Origin of the sequence: uncultured Pelagimonas sp., assembly GCF_947498515.1 — a bacterium.
In the GTDB taxonomy this organism is placed as follows: domain Bacteria; phylum Pseudomonadota; class Alphaproteobacteria; order Rhodobacterales; family Rhodobacteraceae; genus Pelagimonas.
On sequence record NZ_CANMKO010000013.1, the window covers coordinates 76,368 to 93,099 of the forward strand.

General features: G+C 58.2%; 17 protein-coding genes. 7 read left to right on the plus strand and 10 right to left on the minus strand.

From position 1 onward, the window contains the following. Positions 1–51 precede the first annotated feature (51 nt). Positions 52–1,518, plus strand: coding sequence for a diguanylate cyclase (locus Q1A43_RS20150; protein WP_299938265.1), 1,467 nt, complete (start codon positions 52–54; stop codon positions 1,516–1,518). Positions 1,519–1,665: 147 nt separating this feature from the next. On the opposite strand, the gene Q1A43_RS20155 is transcribed toward Q1A43_RS20150, so the two are convergent. The 4 genes from Q1A43_RS20155 to Q1A43_RS20170 form a co-directional block, all read right to left on the minus strand. Then, complete coding sequence (locus Q1A43_RS20155) at positions 1,666–2,169, minus strand: periplasmic heavy metal sensor (RefSeq protein ID WP_299927112.1); 504 nt, start codon at positions 2,167–2,169, stop codon at positions 1,666–1,668. A 1-nt stretch (position 2,170) separates the two neighbouring features. Then, positions 2,171–2,545 (minus strand): hypothetical protein, encoded by a 375-nt coding sequence (locus Q1A43_RS20160; protein WP_299938267.1) that lies wholly within the window; start codon positions 2,543–2,545, stop codon positions 2,171–2,173. Further along, positions 2,529–3,122 (minus strand): RNA polymerase sigma factor, encoded by a 594-nt coding sequence (locus Q1A43_RS20165; RefSeq protein ID WP_299927116.1) that lies wholly within the window; start codon positions 3,120–3,122, stop codon positions 2,529–2,531. The genes Q1A43_RS20160 and Q1A43_RS20165 overlap by 17 nt, the downstream gene beginning before the upstream one ends. A gap of 84 nt (positions 3,123–3,206) precedes the next feature. Further along, positions 3,207–3,782, minus strand: coding sequence for an EF-hand domain-containing protein (locus Q1A43_RS20170; RefSeq protein ID WP_299927118.1), 576 nt, complete (start codon positions 3,780–3,782; stop codon positions 3,207–3,209). Between the two features lie 238 nt (positions 3,783–4,020). Between Q1A43_RS20170 and Q1A43_RS20175 the strand changes: the two genes are divergently transcribed. From Q1A43_RS20175 to Q1A43_RS20185, 3 genes are read left to right on the plus strand one after another with little or no spacing between them, the layout of a single operon-like run. Next, a complete protein-coding gene (locus tag Q1A43_RS20175; protein ID WP_299938269.1) occupies positions 4,021–4,410 on the plus strand; it encodes a DUF983 domain-containing protein in 390 nt (129 codons plus the stop codon). 18 nt (positions 4,411–4,428) lie between these two features. Then, positions 4,429–5,130 carry an NUDIX hydrolase gene (locus tag Q1A43_RS20180; protein ID WP_299927123.1) on the plus strand — a complete coding sequence of 234 codons (702 nt, stop codon included), beginning with the start codon at positions 4,429–4,431 and terminating at the stop codon, positions 5,128–5,130. Between the two features lie 5 nt (positions 5,131–5,135). Next, the gene (locus tag Q1A43_RS20185; RefSeq protein WP_299938270.1) at positions 5,136–5,894 is read left to right on the plus strand and encodes an alpha/beta fold hydrolase; all 759 of its coding nucleotides are present in this window, start codon (positions 5,136–5,138) and stop codon (positions 5,892–5,894) included. A 141-nt stretch (positions 5,895–6,035) separates the two neighbouring features. Here Q1A43_RS20185 and Q1A43_RS20190 read toward each other — a convergent pair whose 3' ends face one another. Beyond that, entirely contained in the window at positions 6,036–7,001 is a 966-nt protein-coding gene (locus Q1A43_RS20190) for a LysR family transcriptional regulator (protein ID WP_299927128.1), read from the minus strand. 74 nt (positions 7,002–7,075) lie between these two features. On the opposite strand from Q1A43_RS20190, the gene hisD reads away from it, so the two are divergent. Then, entirely contained in the window at positions 7,076–8,371 is a 1,296-nt protein-coding gene (hisD, locus tag Q1A43_RS20195) for a histidinol dehydrogenase (protein ID WP_299927129.1), read from the plus strand. 176 nt (positions 8,372–8,547) lie between these two features. Here the strand turns inward: hisD and Q1A43_RS20200 are convergent, their stop codons facing one another. The 5 genes from Q1A43_RS20200 to xylF all read right to left on the minus strand — a co-directional run bounded on the left by Q1A43_RS20200 (position 8,548) and on the right by xylF (position 13,706). Next, positions 8,548–8,907, minus strand: coding sequence for an arginine transporter (locus Q1A43_RS20200; RefSeq protein ID WP_299927131.1), 360 nt, complete (start codon positions 8,905–8,907; stop codon positions 8,548–8,550). Between the two features lie 222 nt (positions 8,908–9,129). Then, positions 9,130–10,437, minus strand: coding sequence for a xylose isomerase (xylA, locus tag Q1A43_RS20205; RefSeq protein ID WP_299938272.1), 1,308 nt, complete (start codon positions 10,435–10,437; stop codon positions 9,130–9,132). A 60-nt stretch (positions 10,438–10,497) separates the two neighbouring features. Beyond that, a complete protein-coding gene (locus Q1A43_RS20210; protein WP_299927134.1) occupies positions 10,498–11,256 on the minus strand; it encodes an ATP-binding cassette domain-containing protein in 759 nt (252 codons plus the stop codon). Between the two features lie 11 nt (positions 11,257–11,267). Beyond that, the gene (locus tag Q1A43_RS20215; protein ID WP_299927136.1) at positions 11,268–12,533 is read right to left on the minus strand and encodes a sugar ABC transporter permease; all 1,266 of its coding nucleotides are present in this window, start codon (positions 12,531–12,533) and stop codon (positions 11,268–11,270) included. Positions 12,534–12,692: 159 nt separating this feature from the next. Further along, positions 12,693–13,706, minus strand: a complete 1,014-nt coding sequence (xylF, locus tag Q1A43_RS20220) for a D-xylose ABC transporter substrate-binding protein (protein WP_299927138.1) — start codon at positions 13,704–13,706, stop codon at positions 12,693–12,695. A 201-nt stretch (positions 13,707–13,907) separates the two neighbouring features. On the opposite strand from xylF, the gene Q1A43_RS20225 reads away from it, so the two are divergent. Both Q1A43_RS20225 and Q1A43_RS20230 read left to right on the plus strand, forming a co-directional pair. Beyond that, the gene (locus Q1A43_RS20225) at positions 13,908–15,149 is read left to right on the plus strand and encodes an ROK family transcriptional regulator (protein ID WP_299927140.1); all 1,242 of its coding nucleotides are present in this window, start codon (positions 13,908–13,910) and stop codon (positions 15,147–15,149) included. Further along, a complete protein-coding gene (locus Q1A43_RS20230; protein WP_299938274.1) occupies positions 15,142–16,647 on the plus strand; it encodes a CRTAC1 family protein in 1,506 nt (501 codons plus the stop codon). The genes Q1A43_RS20225 and Q1A43_RS20230 overlap by 8 nt, the downstream gene beginning before the upstream one ends. Positions 16,648–16,732: the final 85 nt, after the last annotated feature.

A 16,732-nucleotide genomic window follows, 5' to 3' on the forward strand; every position in this document is an offset into this window, starting at 1 on the left:
GAGAAAGTGCAAGCAGGCGCGTAGCTGTGCCCAAGCGCAAGGATGTTCTATATGACAGGCCGAATTTTAGTGGTCGACGCGGTGCCGACGAACCGAATCATTCTTCGGGTCAAACTGTCGGCTGCATTTTACGAAGTGGTCCAAGCGGCGTCTGGCAAGGCGGCGCTTGCAATGATGAAAAAGTCAAAACCTGACCTCGTCATTACTGCGTCTGATCTGCCCGATATGACCGGCCGTGCGCTGGTCACGGCCTTGCGCCGTTTTGATACCGGTGTGCGCCTGCCTGTTGTGATGTTGCATAGTGATGATGATCCGGGTGAACGCATTGCGTCGCTTGCGGCTGGGGCCGATGATGTGCTTGCCCGCCCGATTGATGATTTGGTTATGCTGGCGCGTCTGCGTTCATTGTTGCGGGCCCGCGATGCCGAGGCTGAGCTGCAGCTACGTGACGACACGCGCCGCGCCCTTGGCCTTGCCGAACAAAGCGCCGAATTCACCACGCCTGCCAATATCACCCTAATCGCCACAGGGCGTCAGCCCGAGGCGGAAAAAATCGTTTCTGATCTGAGCGCAGAACTGCGCGACCGGGTTGTTTTGGTTGATCCCGATGATGCCCTGCGCGAACGCCGCCCAACACCCGATGTCATTGTCATCGCCGAAGGACCCGGCGGTCAGGGCGAAGGGTTGACTCTTTTGGCGCAAATGCGGGCAAGCACACTGACCCGCCATGCCTCGCTCATTTATGTGGCCCAACCCCATCAACGTCGCGAAGCGGCGAGCGCTTTGGACATGGGGGCCAATGACTTGCTTGCGGGTGGTTTGGACCTTCAAGAGCTGACCCTGCGCCTTAAGAAACAGATTGAACGCAAGCGTACTGCGGACCGGCTACGTGCCAATATGCAGGATGGTTTGCGCGCAGCGGTGACCGATCCGCTGACCGGGCTTTACAACCGCCGTTACACCCTTCCGCATCTGGCGCGTCTGGCCGAACGCTCTTCGCGTCAGGGGCGCCCCTATGCTCTCTTGGTGGCCGATCTGGATCACTTCAAAAAGGTCAATGATGAGTTTGGCCACCCCGCTGGCGATGCTGTGCTTGTGGCCTTTGCTCAACGGCTCAAGGACAACCTGCGCGCCGCGGATCTGATTGCCCGCTGGGGCGGCGAAGAGTTCCTGATTGCCATGCCCGATACCGGACGTCTTGCCGCTCAGCGCACCGCTGAACGGCTTTGTCAGATCATGTCAGAACATCCTGTTATGCTGCCGGGGGGGGATCGGATTACCGTCACCCTTAGCATCGGTGTGTCCACAGCCAGCCGTCAGGGCGATTGCGCCCCCGCCGATTTGATCGAACGAGCTGACAAAGCGCTTTATGTCGCCAAGGACCGGGGCCGCAACACTGTCGTCATGTCCGACCGGTCCACACCTCTGCCTCGGCGCACCCAACCAACCGGCCCGGCCTCCAAGACGCCCTATGGCAGCGCGGACGACCGGCGTCACCTTGGTCGGGGACCTATCTGAGACAATCCGCTACATAGGAAAACAATGTTTTCCACTAGCCTAAACGACAAACCGGCCGCCATGACAGCGCCCGGTATATTTGTCTCTGACACAGATCGCAAACCTGTTTGGGGTGACCGCTCGACGATCGGCTCCAACCGTATCCGTTTAATCCTTGCCCCAATGTTTGCGGCGCTTGGACATATTGGTGATTTCGGTTTCCAAACGGTCCGCATAGGCGGCGCGCTCCTCAGGTGTCATTGCCTCAAGAAACTTGGCCAAAAGGTCCTGCCCGGTGCCATGACGCTTTTCCGCCAAGGCTCTTTGCTTGTTAACCACACCGTCAAAACGGGCGCGTTCAAAAGGGTCCTGACGAAGCACATCAAGCGCTTCGCGGTAGCTTTCAACCATCCCGGCCCCACGCTTGTCACCCTTGCTTGGCGCAAAGGATTTGCGTAACTCACGACGCAAATCGCGACGTTGATCTTCTGTAAAGGCGCGCGAATACGGAAGGACCGTGTCAAAGCCGCGCGACGCCCCACGGGGCGGTGGCCCGCCATTGAAAACCACCCCTGCCACCAAACCGATGACCACAAGGTTCAAAGCCAAAGACACAAACAAAACCAACCGGATACGCCGACCCATAGGTGGTTTTTTAGAGTTCTCGGTCATATCAGCCTTCCAACATCGCAAAATCAAAGCCGCTGTTTGGGTCAAGCTCGTACCACTCGGATTCGGCGGATTGCTCCCAATACTCGGTTAGGGTCTCGGGCGGCGCAACACCGATCCAAACCCCAGTGGCACAGGCCGCCGCCAAACCCGCCGCGCCCGGAACACCGCCGATCGCTTGCAACAACTGTTGCCAGAGACCAGGACGGGATGTCGAAACACGCGTTGGTTCAGGTAGGGCTGACAAGGCATCCGCCTCGATCCGCGCCATAAAATCACCCGATGGCATCGGCTCCTCGTCGCGGGCAGCCGCGAAAAAGCTATCCAGCTCAAACCCTTCGGGGGTGTTTGTCTTATTGCCATCAGTCATCGTCTTCATACCCCAGCTCAGAGCGTCGTCCGCTTAAAATCACCTCAAGCGCGCGTTTTCCGCGTGCCGTCAAGCTTTCCACAGCGCGTGGCCCTATGTCCATGATCTCGCCAATTTCCGGGTTCGACAACCCTTCGATATGGCGCAGAATAACCGCCTGTCTTTGACGGTCTGGTAAGTCGTTCAACGCGTTTTGCAGGGCCTCAGCCCGCGCGTTTTGTTGCAGTCTCTGTGCGGCTGAAGGGGCCTCATCGGCCAATTCCGGCACCGCATCCAAATCCGGCCCGTTCCGACGTTTGCGCATACGGTCGATGCACAGATTTGCCGTCACTCGATACAGCCAAGTGGTCACCTTGGCCTCGCCCACTCGCCACCCCGGTGCAATACGCCAAAGCTTCAAGAGCGCGTCTTGCGCCACATCTTCGGCCTCAGCACGGTCGCCCAGCATACGCATCGCATGCGAAAACACCCGCGGCCCAAGCCGCCCCGTTAACGCCCGCGCCGCCGCCGCATCCCCACCGGCAAAAGCCAGCAGCAATTCTTCGTCACCGCGATCATTCATGGCATCATAGGGCATTTGGTCCATTCCATTGCGCTACCTGTTTGAGGAACGCGGTGCAATAGCCGGGCCGCAACGCATCTGCTGCGGCCCGATTTCTTAGACAGGCAATCAGTTGTTGCCGCGGCCATGACCTTTGCCGTGGCCTTTGCCATGACGGCCTTTGCCTTTACCCATCATGGCTGCCGCCTGCTCGACCTCTTCTTTGGTCAGCACGCCATCGTCATTGGCATCGGCACGGTCGAACATCTTCATGGCACGATCGCCTTTGCCCTTGCCTTTGCCCATGCCACCGCGGGCTTCCATTTCTTCCTGGCTCAGCTTGCCATCCTTATCGGTGTCCAGCTTTTCCAGCATCGCATCCACGCGATCACCACGTTTCTTGGCACGCTCGGCGTCGCGCTTTTCAGCAGCAGCCTTAAGCTCTTCGGCGCTGACGAAACCATCCTTGTCGGTATCGGTCGCGTCAAAACGGGCTTTGCCAGCGTTTTGTGCCTCTTCCTTGGTGATCTGACCGTCATTGTCTGCGTCCAGCATTTCGAACATCTGCTCGACGCCCATGCCGCGCATGCCTTTGCCGCCCATGCCCATGCCACCTTTGCCATGCTGCATGCCTGCTGCGGATGCCAAGCTACCTGCGCCCAAAGCCAAAATCAGAACACCGCCGAGGATTGTTGCGTTTTTCATGTTCAGGTCTCCATTCCTGTTCGCTTTACTTACTAGGAACACCCAACTCTCTGGGCGTCTCTGTAAACTTCCACGGGCCAGCTTCGAACTTCCGTCGCACAAATTCGAAAAATCGCATCACAGCACATCACGCCCCCGTGAAGTCGATTTTCGCGACATCCCGACGCAAGGACATTTTGCGACCTTCTCCAAACCACCCAATCACCCACATGCTACTCCAGCGACGGAAAAAACTTGAATGATGCTCACACCTAAACCTGCCGATACCCGTGATGTGCGCACTGCGGTGCTGCGCGGATTGCGCGGGCGATGCCCCAATTGTGGGGCTGGGCCGCTTTTGGCGGGGTTTTTACGGGTGCGCGATCATTGTCCGGTGTGCCGCGAACAATTGCGCCACCATGACACCCACAATGGACCTGCCTATGTCACCATGGTGATTGTCACCGCGATCATGGGGCCGCTGCTGTCATATGTCTTTCAAACCTTCCATCCCGATCCGCTGATCTTTTTCACCATATTTACGGTTGGATGTGTCGGCCTGTCGCTTTACCTTCTGCCCAAGATGAAAGGCGCGATTGTGGCTTTCCAATGGGCGCGTCGCCAATATGGCTTTGCGCGTTCTGATTAATTTGGCGCTGGGGACTGCATGACAACCACCATAGACAAGACAGCTATCCGCAACGCGGCCACGATAATTGTTGTGCGCAATCGGCGGACGACACCGTCGGTTTTGATGGGGCAACGCGGGGCGCGGGCCGCCTTTATGCCCAATAAGTTCGTGTTTCCCGGTGGCGCAGTTGACGAAGATGACGCCAAGGTGCCCTTGGCCCGCCCCCTGCCCCAACTCTGTTCCGCCCGGCTAAACGAAAGTGCGCCCGCTGGCATGGCCCGCGCCTTGGCCGCCGCTGCTGTGCGTGAGTTGTGGGAAGAAACCGGCCAAATCCTTGGGGTGCCTGCGCCGTGGCCCGGAGCTGTACCGGTTGATTGGCTGTCATTTGCCGGGACCGGTCATCGCCCGGCCGCCGATGGGCTGCAATTTGTGTTCCGCGCCATTACGCCCCCCGGGCGCCCGCGTCGCTTTGATGCGCGGTTCTTCCTGTTGGACGCGGATGCTTTGGCCTCTGATCCGGATGATTTCACCCACGCCACGGATGAGCTTTCGCACTTGCAATGGATCCCGCTGGAACGGGTGCGCCACTTCGACCTGCCCTTCATCACCGAAGTTGTCTTGGCCGAAGTGACCGCCCGAATTCAGGATGATACACCGCCTGCATCCGTGCCTTTCTTTCGTAACGATGACGAAGAAAGCTTGTTCTTGCGCCTGCGCGGCACCCCGATGAAAGACTGACCTTGATGCTCAATACTTTGTCCGTTGGCCAGCCCGGCGCCACGCCGCCGATGCTGATCATTCATGGCCTTTACGGGTCCGGGCGCAACTGGGGCGTGATTGCCAAACGCCTGTCAAACGAGCGTCTTGTTCTCACCCCAGACATGCGCAATCACGGCGACAGTTTCCGTTCGGACGTACATGATTACCCCGCGATGGCCTCCGATCTGGCCGAGGTGATCGAAGCCCACGGCGGCCGCGCCGATGTGGTTGGTCATTCCATGGGCGGCAAGGCGGCGATGGTTCTGGCCCTCACCCGGCCCGAATTGGTCAACCGGTTGGTCGTCGCCGACATCGCCCCGGTCACCTATACCCATAGCCAAATTCAGTTCATCGACGCCATGCGCAAGGTCGACCTGAGCCGCGTCGCCAAACGCTCGGACGCCGTCGAACAACTGGCCGAACATGTCGAAGACAAAACCCTTCAGGCGTTTTTCACCCAGTCTCTGGACATCAAAAACCAAAGCTGGAAGCTCAACCTTGATGCGCTGGCGGATCAGATGCCGCATATTCTTGGTTTTCCAGAGGTTACAGGCACTTATGACGGCTCGACCCTGTTTTTGTCCGGGGCTGATTCCGATTACGTTAAACCGGAATACCGCGACAAAATCCGCGCCCATTTCCCCAAGGCCCGCTTTGCCAAATTGCCCGGTGCTGGCCATTGGCTCCATGCCGAAAAGCCGCGCGAATTTGAGGCAAGCCTACGCGCCTTTTTGCCTATTTAACACACGGGGTGCCGCAAACACGGCCCATAGTTTTCAACTCTTTGAAACTGCATGCCGCTGATCTGAAATGCTGACCCGCTCCCCTTGATTGAACAGGCGGGTCAGGCACACTCAGCCGCTATGATCCGCGCGCCCAAATCATCACGCCTCGAGCACTCGCAACTCGCCCTCAAGCCAGGGCAGGTTTTGCAAGGCTGGGCTGATCACCATCTCGCTGACCAACATGCGCGTTGTGCGCGCCACATCGCGCGGCACCGTGTCGGCCCAATCCGATCCGGCGAACAACGAAATGGTACGCGAAAAAGGTTTGAACGGCACAGGGTGCACTTCCAACTGATCGTGCAACCGCCCGGCGCGCATATATCCCAGTGGCGTCGTGAGCCCCCATCCCATGCCGCGCGCAATCAGCGTCATCAAAGACAAATGTGCGCCAATTTCAAATCGCTCTGCAAATTCCAGTTTCTGACGGGCAAGATGCGCCTCGATTTGGGCCCCGATGCGTTGTTCCCGGTCATAGCGCAACAAAGGCTCGGCCTTCATCAACGCGGCAACCCCACCGGCCTTGGCCGCCGCACCCCTTTGACAAACAAGGATAAAAGGATCTCGTACCAGCGGGTATTCAATGATCCCTTTGGCCACGCCACCACTCGAGGCTGCGATGGCGATATGCAACCGGCGCGCCTCCATTTCTGCCGAAATCTCATGACTTGGTGCGGTGGTGAGTTTGAACCGGCACCGGCTCAGGCTTTCGGCCAGCATGGTCACCAATCGCGGCGTCAGGTCGTTGTCAAAATCATCAATGATCCCAAGGCTCAAGGTGCTAAGATGGGTCAGATCCATCACCGTCAATTCGCTTTGGGCCAGCCGCAGTTGCGCCAACACCGTTTGGGTGCGTTGCAAATAGGTGCGCCCCGCCGGAGTAAGCTGCATCGGTCGTCGACCATGATCCACCAGATCAGTGCCGAGCGCCGTTTCGAGATTGCGCATTTGTTGACTGACGGCGGGTTGGCTCAGCCCGGTGATCTCAGCGGCGCGCGCCACCGACCCGGACGAGGCCAGCGCCTCAAATACCTCAAGGCCCCGAAGGGTCACACCTTTGATCAGCATATCAGGTCCTCTTCGCGCCGCTCCACATTAAGCTTTTCCAAAACTCCCCCCTCCGCGTCAAGGATTCCCAACTCATGCCGCCCAAACATTTGAAAACTGCCCCCGGTTTGCCAGAGACCGCTCAGGCCGATGTCACGGACACTGTTCAGATCATGCTGACACGCCTGCGCACGCAGGGCGAAGAGGCCGCGCGCGACTATGCCCGCCGGTTGGATGGCTGGACGCAAGACATCGTTGTGACGCCCGAGCAGGTCGAAGCCGCGCGCAAACAAACCCCGCAAGAGCTCCAAGATGCGCTGCGCTATGCCCATGACAATATTCGCGCTTTTGCCGAGGCTCAGCGCGCCTCGATCACAGAGTTTCGCACCGAAATTCGCCCAGGATTGATCGCCGGCCAGCGTCTTTTGCCGGTCGCTTCGGCGGGGTGTTACGTGCCGGGAGGCCGCTACGCTCATATCGCTTCGGCACTGATGACCATCGCCACCGCCCGCGCCGCCGGAGTGCGGCACGTCACCGCTTGCGCCCCGCCGCGTGGCACCGGCATTGACGCTCCGACCCTGTTTGCCATGGACTTGGCCGGGGCCGATACAATCCTGACGCTGGGTGGCGTTCAGGGCATCGCCGCCATGGCCTTTGGCCTGTTTGGGGGCCCCGCCGCCGATGTGCTTGCTGGTCCCGGTAACGCCTTTGTGGCCGAAGCCAAACGTCAACTCTTTGGCCCTCTGGGCATCGATATGTTCGCGGGGCCAACCGATGTCCTGATCCTTGCCGATCAAAGCGCCGACCCGGCCCGCGTCGCGCTTGACCTTATTGGTCAGGCCGAACATGGCCCAACGTCGCCTTGCTGGCTTGTGACTGACTCGGCGGATTTGGCCAAGAGCGTTCTGGCTCATATTGCCCAAACCATCGCCACGCTCCCAGAGGAAAACGCCGCCGCTGCCCGTGCCTCATGGGACGCCATGGGCGAGGTCGTTCTATGCGACACCCGCGATGAAATGCTGGCCCAAGCGGATCACTATGCCCCTGAGCACCTTCATGTCCAATGTGACGATCTGGATTGGTGGCGTGACAATCTCAACGCCTATGGGTCTCTTTTCCTTGGCGAAAAAACCACCGTAGCCTTTGGTGACAAGGCCGCTGGTCCCAATCATGTGCTCCCGACCTCTGGTGCCGCGCGCTATACCGGCGGCCTCTCGGTTCACAAGTTCCTGAAGACCACCACATGGCAAGAGGTCACCGACGAGGCACTCTTAGACCTCGCACAAGCCACCTCAACCATTTCTCGTGCCGAGGGCATGGTTGGGCATGCTTTGACCGCTGAACACCGCATGGCCGACCTCGCGCCACCGCCGCTCAAAGCGCGTGCTTAATCCCATGCAACAAAGGCCCCGGCTCACGGCTGGGGCCCTATTCATCTCGCCTTGAAACTCTCGGGGTGAATTTGTTGCTTGCAACCAAGAGCGGGCGATCCCCCTCAAAATCCGTGCACGGATTTTGGCCACCGCCCGCGGCAGGCGCGTGATCCCCTTGGGGATCACACTTACAATTAATAGCCGCTACAGCTGCTTTCAGAGCGGGCGACAAACGCCTTGTAGCGCTTCCAAAAGGCTTCGTTGCGGGTGTTGTCTGACTGTCGAATTTCTTGTGCGCGATGCGGATCACGGAAAAAACTTGCGGCCATTTTCTGATCACCCGACGACAACGATCCATTCGCCACGCCCTGAATACAACCACACAACCGGCGGTTCGCCGCTTTGCGATCTGCGCTCAGGCACGCCTTCGAAATCGGCCCGGTCGCAAAGTTCACACTCGCCCCGCCCCGATAGCGCGACACGTCTTCTCTTTTGCCGCCGCCACATGCTGCCAGCGTGCAAACAACCACAACCAAAAGTGCTGCGTTCCTCATAACAATCCTGTCTCTGCCTATGTCTTGACGCACGTCCCGTTTCTGAACCTGCATCAAGGGTCGGTGCGGGTTTTCCCGTCTGCTCCGGCCTACTGTCCTCAGGAGCATCATGCGCCATTCAAGCCCTAGAATCAATTCCTGAAAACCCGGCAAAACTATCTGCGGCCAAACAAAAACGCCCCCCGGTTTCCCGGAGGGCGTAAAATCCATACTCAACGCGCTTTAGACAAAGCGGTTAACGTAGTTTTCCAAAATTTCCTGACGGCCGGATTTTGGCTCTGGGTTGATGCCCTCATCCAACACACGTTGGGTGATCGCACCTAGATCACTGCCCAACATCGCCTTGGCACTGTCGCTGTCCCAGCCTGCATAACGCGCGCTTAGCGCCTCATCCAAACCGCCATCCTCGACCATCGCCGCCGCCGCTTTAAAGCCACGCGCACAGATGTCCATACCACCGACGTGCGCAGCAATCAGGTCCTCGGCATCAATCGATTGACGGCGCACTTTGGCGTCGAAATTCGTACCACCGGTATCAAACCCACCCGATTTCAGGATGTGATAATAGGCCAGCGCAACCTCGGGCGTGTTGTTGGGGAACTGATCCGTATCCCAACCCGACTGATAATCGTTGCGGTTCATATCGATTGAGCCAAGCATACCCTCAGAAGTCGCCACCGCGATTTCATGCTCAAACGAATGCCCGGCCAAAATCGCATGACCCTGCTCAAGGTTTAGCTTCACCTCGTTCTCAAGGCCATATTTGCGCAGGAACCCGATGCAAGTCGCGGCATCGTAATCATACTGATGCTTGCTTGGTTCTTGTGGCTTTGGCTCAACCAAAATCGCGCCTTTGAAGCCGATCTTGTGCTTGTAATCGACAACCATGTTCAAGAACCGGCCCATATGGTCAAGCTCGGCGCCCATGTCGGTATTCAAAAGGGTCTCATAGCCCTCACGACCACCCCAAAGCACATAGTTCTGACCGCCCAACTTGTGGGTCGCATCCAAACAGGATTTCACCGTCGCCGCCGCAAAGGCAAAGACATCGGGGTCTGGGTTAGTGCTTGCGCCGCCCATCCAGCGGCGATCGCTGAACATATTGGCCGTGCCCCACAACAGGTCTGGCCCGCCGGCTTCCATCTTCTCACCCATATAATCGGTGATCTCGTTCAGCGTGCTCAGGTTGCCCGCAAACGACCCCTGATCAGGGCGCACATCCGCGTCATGCCAGCAATAAAAGGGCGTGCCGAGAATATCGAACATCTCAAACGCCACATCGGCCTTGAGCTTGGCGCGCTCCATATCGTCTTGGGGGTGCCACGGGCGCACAAAGGTCTGGCCGCCAAACGGGTCGCCGCCCTCCCAGGCAAAGCTATGCCACCACGCCACGGCAAAGCGCAGATGCTCTTCCATGCGCTTGCCCATGACAATTTCGTCCGGGTTGTAATGACGAAACGCCATTGGGTTGGTGCTGTCCGCACCCTCATATTTTACTTTTTCGATACCGTCGAAGAAACCAGTGCTCATCTCGGAGGTCCTTGAAACATATAGGTTGTGACCCCGGCCGTTCCCGGGGCCAATTTGGTGTTATCCTGCGGCTTTCTCACCCGGTTTCTTGCCGAGGATAATCATGCTCAGAAGGTCATCATCAGTCACATCAGGGATGTTCACCGTGCCAACCAGCTTGCCGTTTTTCATCACGCTGGCGCGGTCACATAGCTCCAAAACCGCATGTACATCGTGGTCGATCAAGAAAATCCCGATACCCTCGGCCTTGAGCTGTTGGATCAGCTCGGCCACCATCTGGGTTTCCTGCGGCCCCAAGGCCGCCGTCGGTTCATCCATGATCAAAATGCGCGCGTTGAAATAGACCGCGCGGGCAATCGCCACCGATTGGCGCTGACCACCCGACAGGGCCGATACGGGCGAGCTGAACTTTTGGAAGTTCGGGTTCAACCGGCCCATGATCTTGCGGGTCTCGGCCTCCATCGCGTCATCATCCAGCGTCCCCGCTGGCGTCATCAGCTCTCGGCCCAAAAACAGGTTCGCCGCCGCATCAAGGTTATCCGCCAGCGCAAGTGTCTGATAGATCGTCTCGATGTTGTGTTTGCGCGCATCACGTGGGTTGTGAATTTCGACCTTTTCGCCATTCACATAGATATCCCCGGTGCCCTGATAGGCGCCCGAAAGCATCTTGATCAGCGTCGATTTCCCCGCGCCGTTGTGGCCCAAAAGGCCGACAACTTCACCCGGATACAGATCGACCGAAACGTCATCCACCGCATGGACCCCACCAAAGGAGATGCCCATGTTTTTCATTTCCACCAAAGGAGTTTGCTTGTCCATAATCTTTCTCCTTATTGGCCGGTGCGACGGCGGTAGACGATGTCGATCCACACCGCAAAGACCAGAACGATACCGACAACAATCGACTGCAACGGGGCGTCAACGCCGACCGAGGCCATACCAGATTGCAGCGATTGCATGATCAACGCGCCGATAACCGCGCCATAGATGGTGCCGAAACCGCCCGACAATGCCGTGCCGCCAATAACCGCCGCCGCAATCACCCGCAGCTCGTCTAGCGTGCCAAGGCCCACGTCCACCGCGTTCAAACGTGCCGAAGCGATGATCGACGCGATGCCCGTAAGCGCACCCATCAGGGCGAAAATCTTGACCGTGAGCAAGCGGGTGTTGATGCCCGAAAGCTCTGCGGCCTCTGGGTTCCCCCCGGTGGCGTACACATAGCGGCCAAAGCGCGTGCGGCTTGCCACGATGGTCATACCAACGGTCACCACCAGCAGGATCACCACCGGAATAGCAACGCCGTGATACCAAACCATACCTTCGGTAAGCTCGATCCCATCGGCCTTGGCGATGCGTTTCATCGCGCCTTTGGCAATCGGATAGCTATTCATCACCCAAACAAAGCAGAGGATCAAACCAGCGGCGAGACCCATCAAGATACCCTCGGCCCAGATCGGTTTGACGGTAAAGCCATGACCGGCCTTGCGGCGACGGCTCATCAGCATCAAAGCAACGGCAGCAACGGCTGAAATCACCCCAAAGGCCCAGCTAAGTGTGACACCCAAAGTGCCCTCAGCGCCCCCACCCAAAAGGCGGAATGTTGCGTCTAGCGGCGCTTGGGTCTGCCCTTCGGTGACCCACCACATCGCACCGCGATAAACAAGGAACCCGCCCAGTGTCACGATGAACGCAGGCACCGTCAGATAGCCAATGATCCAGCCCTGGAACGCGCCCAACATCGCGCCCAGCGATATGGCCGCCAGCACACCAATGATCCAAATCATCGGATTGCCAAGCCCCAGCATATCAGGCAGCACTTGCACCTGAAGGGCGGCGACCACCATGCCGATAAAGCCCAGCATCGAGCCAACCGACAGGTCGATATTGCGTGTGACGATGACAAACACCATGCCCGTCGCCATAACGGCCACCGAGGCGGTTTGCACCGACAAGTTAAACAGGTTGCGCGGTGTTAGAAACCGCCCCCCTGTGATCACGTCGAACACGATCCACAGAACGACAAGCGCCCCGATCATGCCCAAAAGCCGGGTGTCTAACCCAAGCTTTGAAAAGAAGTTTTTCGCATTGTTTTGCATGTGAACCACGTCCCGGATCGCAGTTGTGAAAAACGCCAATCACGCTCATGCGGCCGCGCGGCTACATCAGGTGTTTTAAGGGTGACGCTTTTGAGAAGAAATTTTGAGGCGTCCCCCCGGCCCGGCCACAAGGCTGGACCGGAGGGACAAAGCGTTAGCTTATTTACAGAAGTCGAGGGTCGAACCGGCACAGAGTGCGTCTTTTTCAATCCAGCCTGCGTCAACCACAACGTTCAGGTTGTCAGCCGTGATCGGAACCGGCGCCAAGAACATGGAGTTCATGGTGGTGCCACCGGGCGACGTCCATTCAACCGCACCGTCAACCGATTTGCCTTCGGCCAAAGCCACAGCAATCATACCCGCCGCTTTACCCAGCTCACGGGCGTCTTTCCAAACCGAAACGGTCTGGGTGCCTGTGGCAACGCGGTTCAGAGCGGCATGGTCGCCGTCCTGACCGGATACCGGCATACCTTCAAGGCCTTGCGCTGTCAGAGCCGCAACAACACCACCGGCGGTGCCGTCGTTGGACGCAACAACCGCATCAACTTTGTTGTCTTGCGCGGTTAGGATCTGCTCCATGTTGCGCTGTGCGTTCGCAGGAACCCAGCCATCGGTGTAAGCTTCGGCAACGATGGTGATGTCACCGGCGTCAACCGCCGCTTGGATGACCTCTTGCTGACCACCACGAAGGAAATCGGCGTTAGGATCGGTGGGCGAGCCCTTGATCATAACGTAGTTGCCTTTTGGCATGGCTTCGAGAACGGCACGCGCCTGCATCCGGCCAACTTCGACGTTGTCGAATGTCAGGTAAAACGCACGGTCGTCTTCGATCAGACGGTCATAGGCGATGACGGGGATTTCTTCGTCCGCTGCGGCCTGAACCGCTGGGATAACCGCTGCAGTGTCCTGACCCAGAATAATCAACGCGTCTGCGCCCTGAGCGATCAGCGATTCAATGTCTGCCAGCTGCTTGCCCGACGAAGACTGCGCGTCAGCAGAGATGTAGGATGCACCAGCGGCTTCCAAAACACCTTTGATCGCGGCTTCGTCAGTTTTCCAGCGCTCTTCCTGAAAGTTGGACCAGCTGACGCCAACGGTAAGACCCTCGGCCAATGCGCCGCCTGCCATTGCGATGGTCATGGCCAACGCTGAGATACCTGTTACGAGTTTCATGTTTCTCCTCCCTATCGAAACAATCAATATTTTATCTTCTAAGCCGCCACCGAAGCGATCCGGGCCAGCCTGTGGAATCGGGTATAACAATTTTTTACTCACTAAAAAATACTTTTTTTGAGTCTAAAAATAATTATTGTGTTTGACAGGGAGTCGCTCACCCGCTTCTTGGCATTCCTTAATGTCACAGGCGGGGGATCTATGCGGGGGGAGACAGTTTTGGCGCTAACAGAAAAAAGCAATCATAACAGCGATCAGCGAGAGGCCGGTCGCCTTCAGGTGCTCGATGTGATCCGTGCGGCGGGCACCATCGCCCGCATTGATATTGCCAAAGCGACCGGGTTTAGCCCGGCCACCGTCACAGTGATCACATCCCAGCTTTTGGAAACCGGATTGATCGAAGAGATCACCCCAGAGCCAAGTACAGATGCCAAGCCCTCGACTCGCCGTGGCCGTCCCCGCGTGGCCCTCCGCCTTCGGGGCAAGGCCCATCTGATCGCCGGTCTCAAAGTGGCGCATAATATGGTCTCCGTTCTGATCCTCGATTTTGAGGGCAAGGACGTGCTCTCCCATGAAATGCCCCTGCCCGAACCACGCATGGCCACCCCGCATTTTTGCGACACCATGTATGAGGCTGTCAACCAAGCCTGCGCCAAAGGTGGCTTATCTATCAATGACTTATCCGGAATTGGTGTTGCTCTGGCCGGTCTTGTCGATGCCAAGCGCCGCTTTATCTATTGGTCCTCATCGCTCACTGATCGCAACGTCAATCTTGGCGCGGCGCTGGACGCTGCCATGCCCTGTCCGGTGTTTTTGGACAACGATGCCAACCTTGTTGCCAAGGCCGAGCACCTCTTTGGCGAAGGCCGCAATATCGACGATTTCATCGTGGTCACCATCGAACACGGCGTTGGTATGGGTATCGTCATCGACGGCGAAATCTATCGCGGCACCCGTGGCTGTGGCGCGGAATTTGGCCACACCAAAGTACAGCTCGAAGGCGCGCTTTGCCAATGTGGTCAACGTGGCTGCCTCGAAGCTTACGTTGGCAATTACGCGCTCCTGCGCGAGGCCAATATCATGGATCGCGAAACGCCTTTGACCGATGTCCCTACCCTGTTCAAACGCGCCCAATCGGGCGACACCATGGCCCGGTCCATCTTTGACCGCGCCGGGCGGATGTTTGCCATGGGGCTGGCGAATCTGGTTAATATTTTTGATCCAAAACTTATTATTCTGGCCGGGGAACGGCTGTCTTTTGACTATTTGCATGCGGACACCGTCCTCGAATCAATGCGTCAATCGGTGGTTCAGGTCGACGCACCCTTGCCCGACGTGCGCGTCCACGCCTGGGGCGATCACATGTGGGCCAAAGGCGCCGCCGCCTATGCCATCGAACAAGTCTCTGCCCTATCTGTCCGTGAGGTCCCCGTTGATGCGTAGCGCTCTGATCCTTTGCCTGCTTGGCAGCACGGCCATCGCCGGTGACCCGCGTTTTGAACCGCGCGACGCGCCTCATCACGTCTATTCCGGTGGTTGGGAACATTTTGTCGGCGGCGGTGTCGCGACCATTGATTGCAACGCTGACGCCCTGCCCGACCTCTATGTCGCCGGTGGAGACAACCCGGCGCAATTGATGCGCAACACCTCCTCACCCTCGGTAAGCTTTGTCGCCGACACCCCGGATACGCTGGCTTTGACTGGGGTTATTGGCGCTTATCCGCTCAATATTGATGGTGATACACACGCGGATTTGGTGATATTGCGCGTTGGGCCGGATGCGATAATGCGCGGCATTGGCGATTGCCAATTCGAGCCCTTCGATCTTGGTTTTCAAAGCGGCGATCACTGGACAACCGCCTTTTCCGCCACATGGGAAACGGGTCAAACCCTTCCGACGCTGGCCTTTGGCACCTATGTCGATCGCGCCGACCCCAAGGGGCCGTTTCAGACTTGTGATGACACGCTGCTTTACCGCCCCGATGGCGATGTCTATGGCACGCCCGAGACGCTAAGCCCCGGATATTGCGCGCTTTCCATGTTGTTTTCCGATTGGTCCCGCGATGGGCGCGCCGATCTGCGCGTCTCAAACGACCGGCATTATTATGTGCGCGGCGGCCAAGAACAGATGTGGGCGATGGAGGACACCCCGCGCCTTTACACCGCCGAAGAGGGCTGGAAACCCTATAGCATTTGGGGCATGGGCATCGCGTCGCGCGATATGAATGGCGACGGGTTTTCCGATGTCTATCTGACCTCGATGGGCGATCAGAAGTTCCAATATTTCGATCCCGAAACCGGCGGCCCCACCTATGTCGACGCCACCTATGCCCGCGGCACCACCGCCCATCGCCCGCACCTGGGCGAAGATGGCCGCCCCTCGACCGGCTGGCACGCCGCTTTTGGCGATGTGAACAACGATGGGCGCGACGATGTGTTTGTCGCCAAGGGCAACGTCGAACAAATGCCCGATGCCGCGATGCAAGACCCCAACACGCTTTTGATCCAAGGGATCGATGGAGTATTTACCGAAATGGCTGGCCCGGCTGGCCTCGCGTCGATGGCGCGTAGCCGAGGCGCGGCCTTGGCGGATTTCAACCGCGACGGGTTGCTTGATCTCGCCGTCGTCAACCGCCGTGTGCCGATGGAAATCTACGAAAACGTCACGGATGGCGGCAACTGGCTTTCGGTGCAACTGACTGGCGCACACCCAAACACCTCGGCCATCGGCGCCCATATTGAGGTCTGCGCCCCCCATGGCACCGACTGCCAGACCCGCGAAGTCACGGTTGGCGGTGGACATGCCGGTGGCATTCTCGGCAACCATCATTTTGGTTTGGGCGATTTGAGTGCCGCACGGCTGCAGGTGATTTGGCCGGACTTGTCAAAAACCGATTGGCAGGACGTTTCCGTAAACGAAAAGGTCATAGTCAACCGATAGGTCGGCTGGCTTTTGGGCGGGGTTTTCCTTGCCAACAAGCGGCGTGAGAGATCAACCGGGGACGGGTGTTTGCCAACGGGTCCCG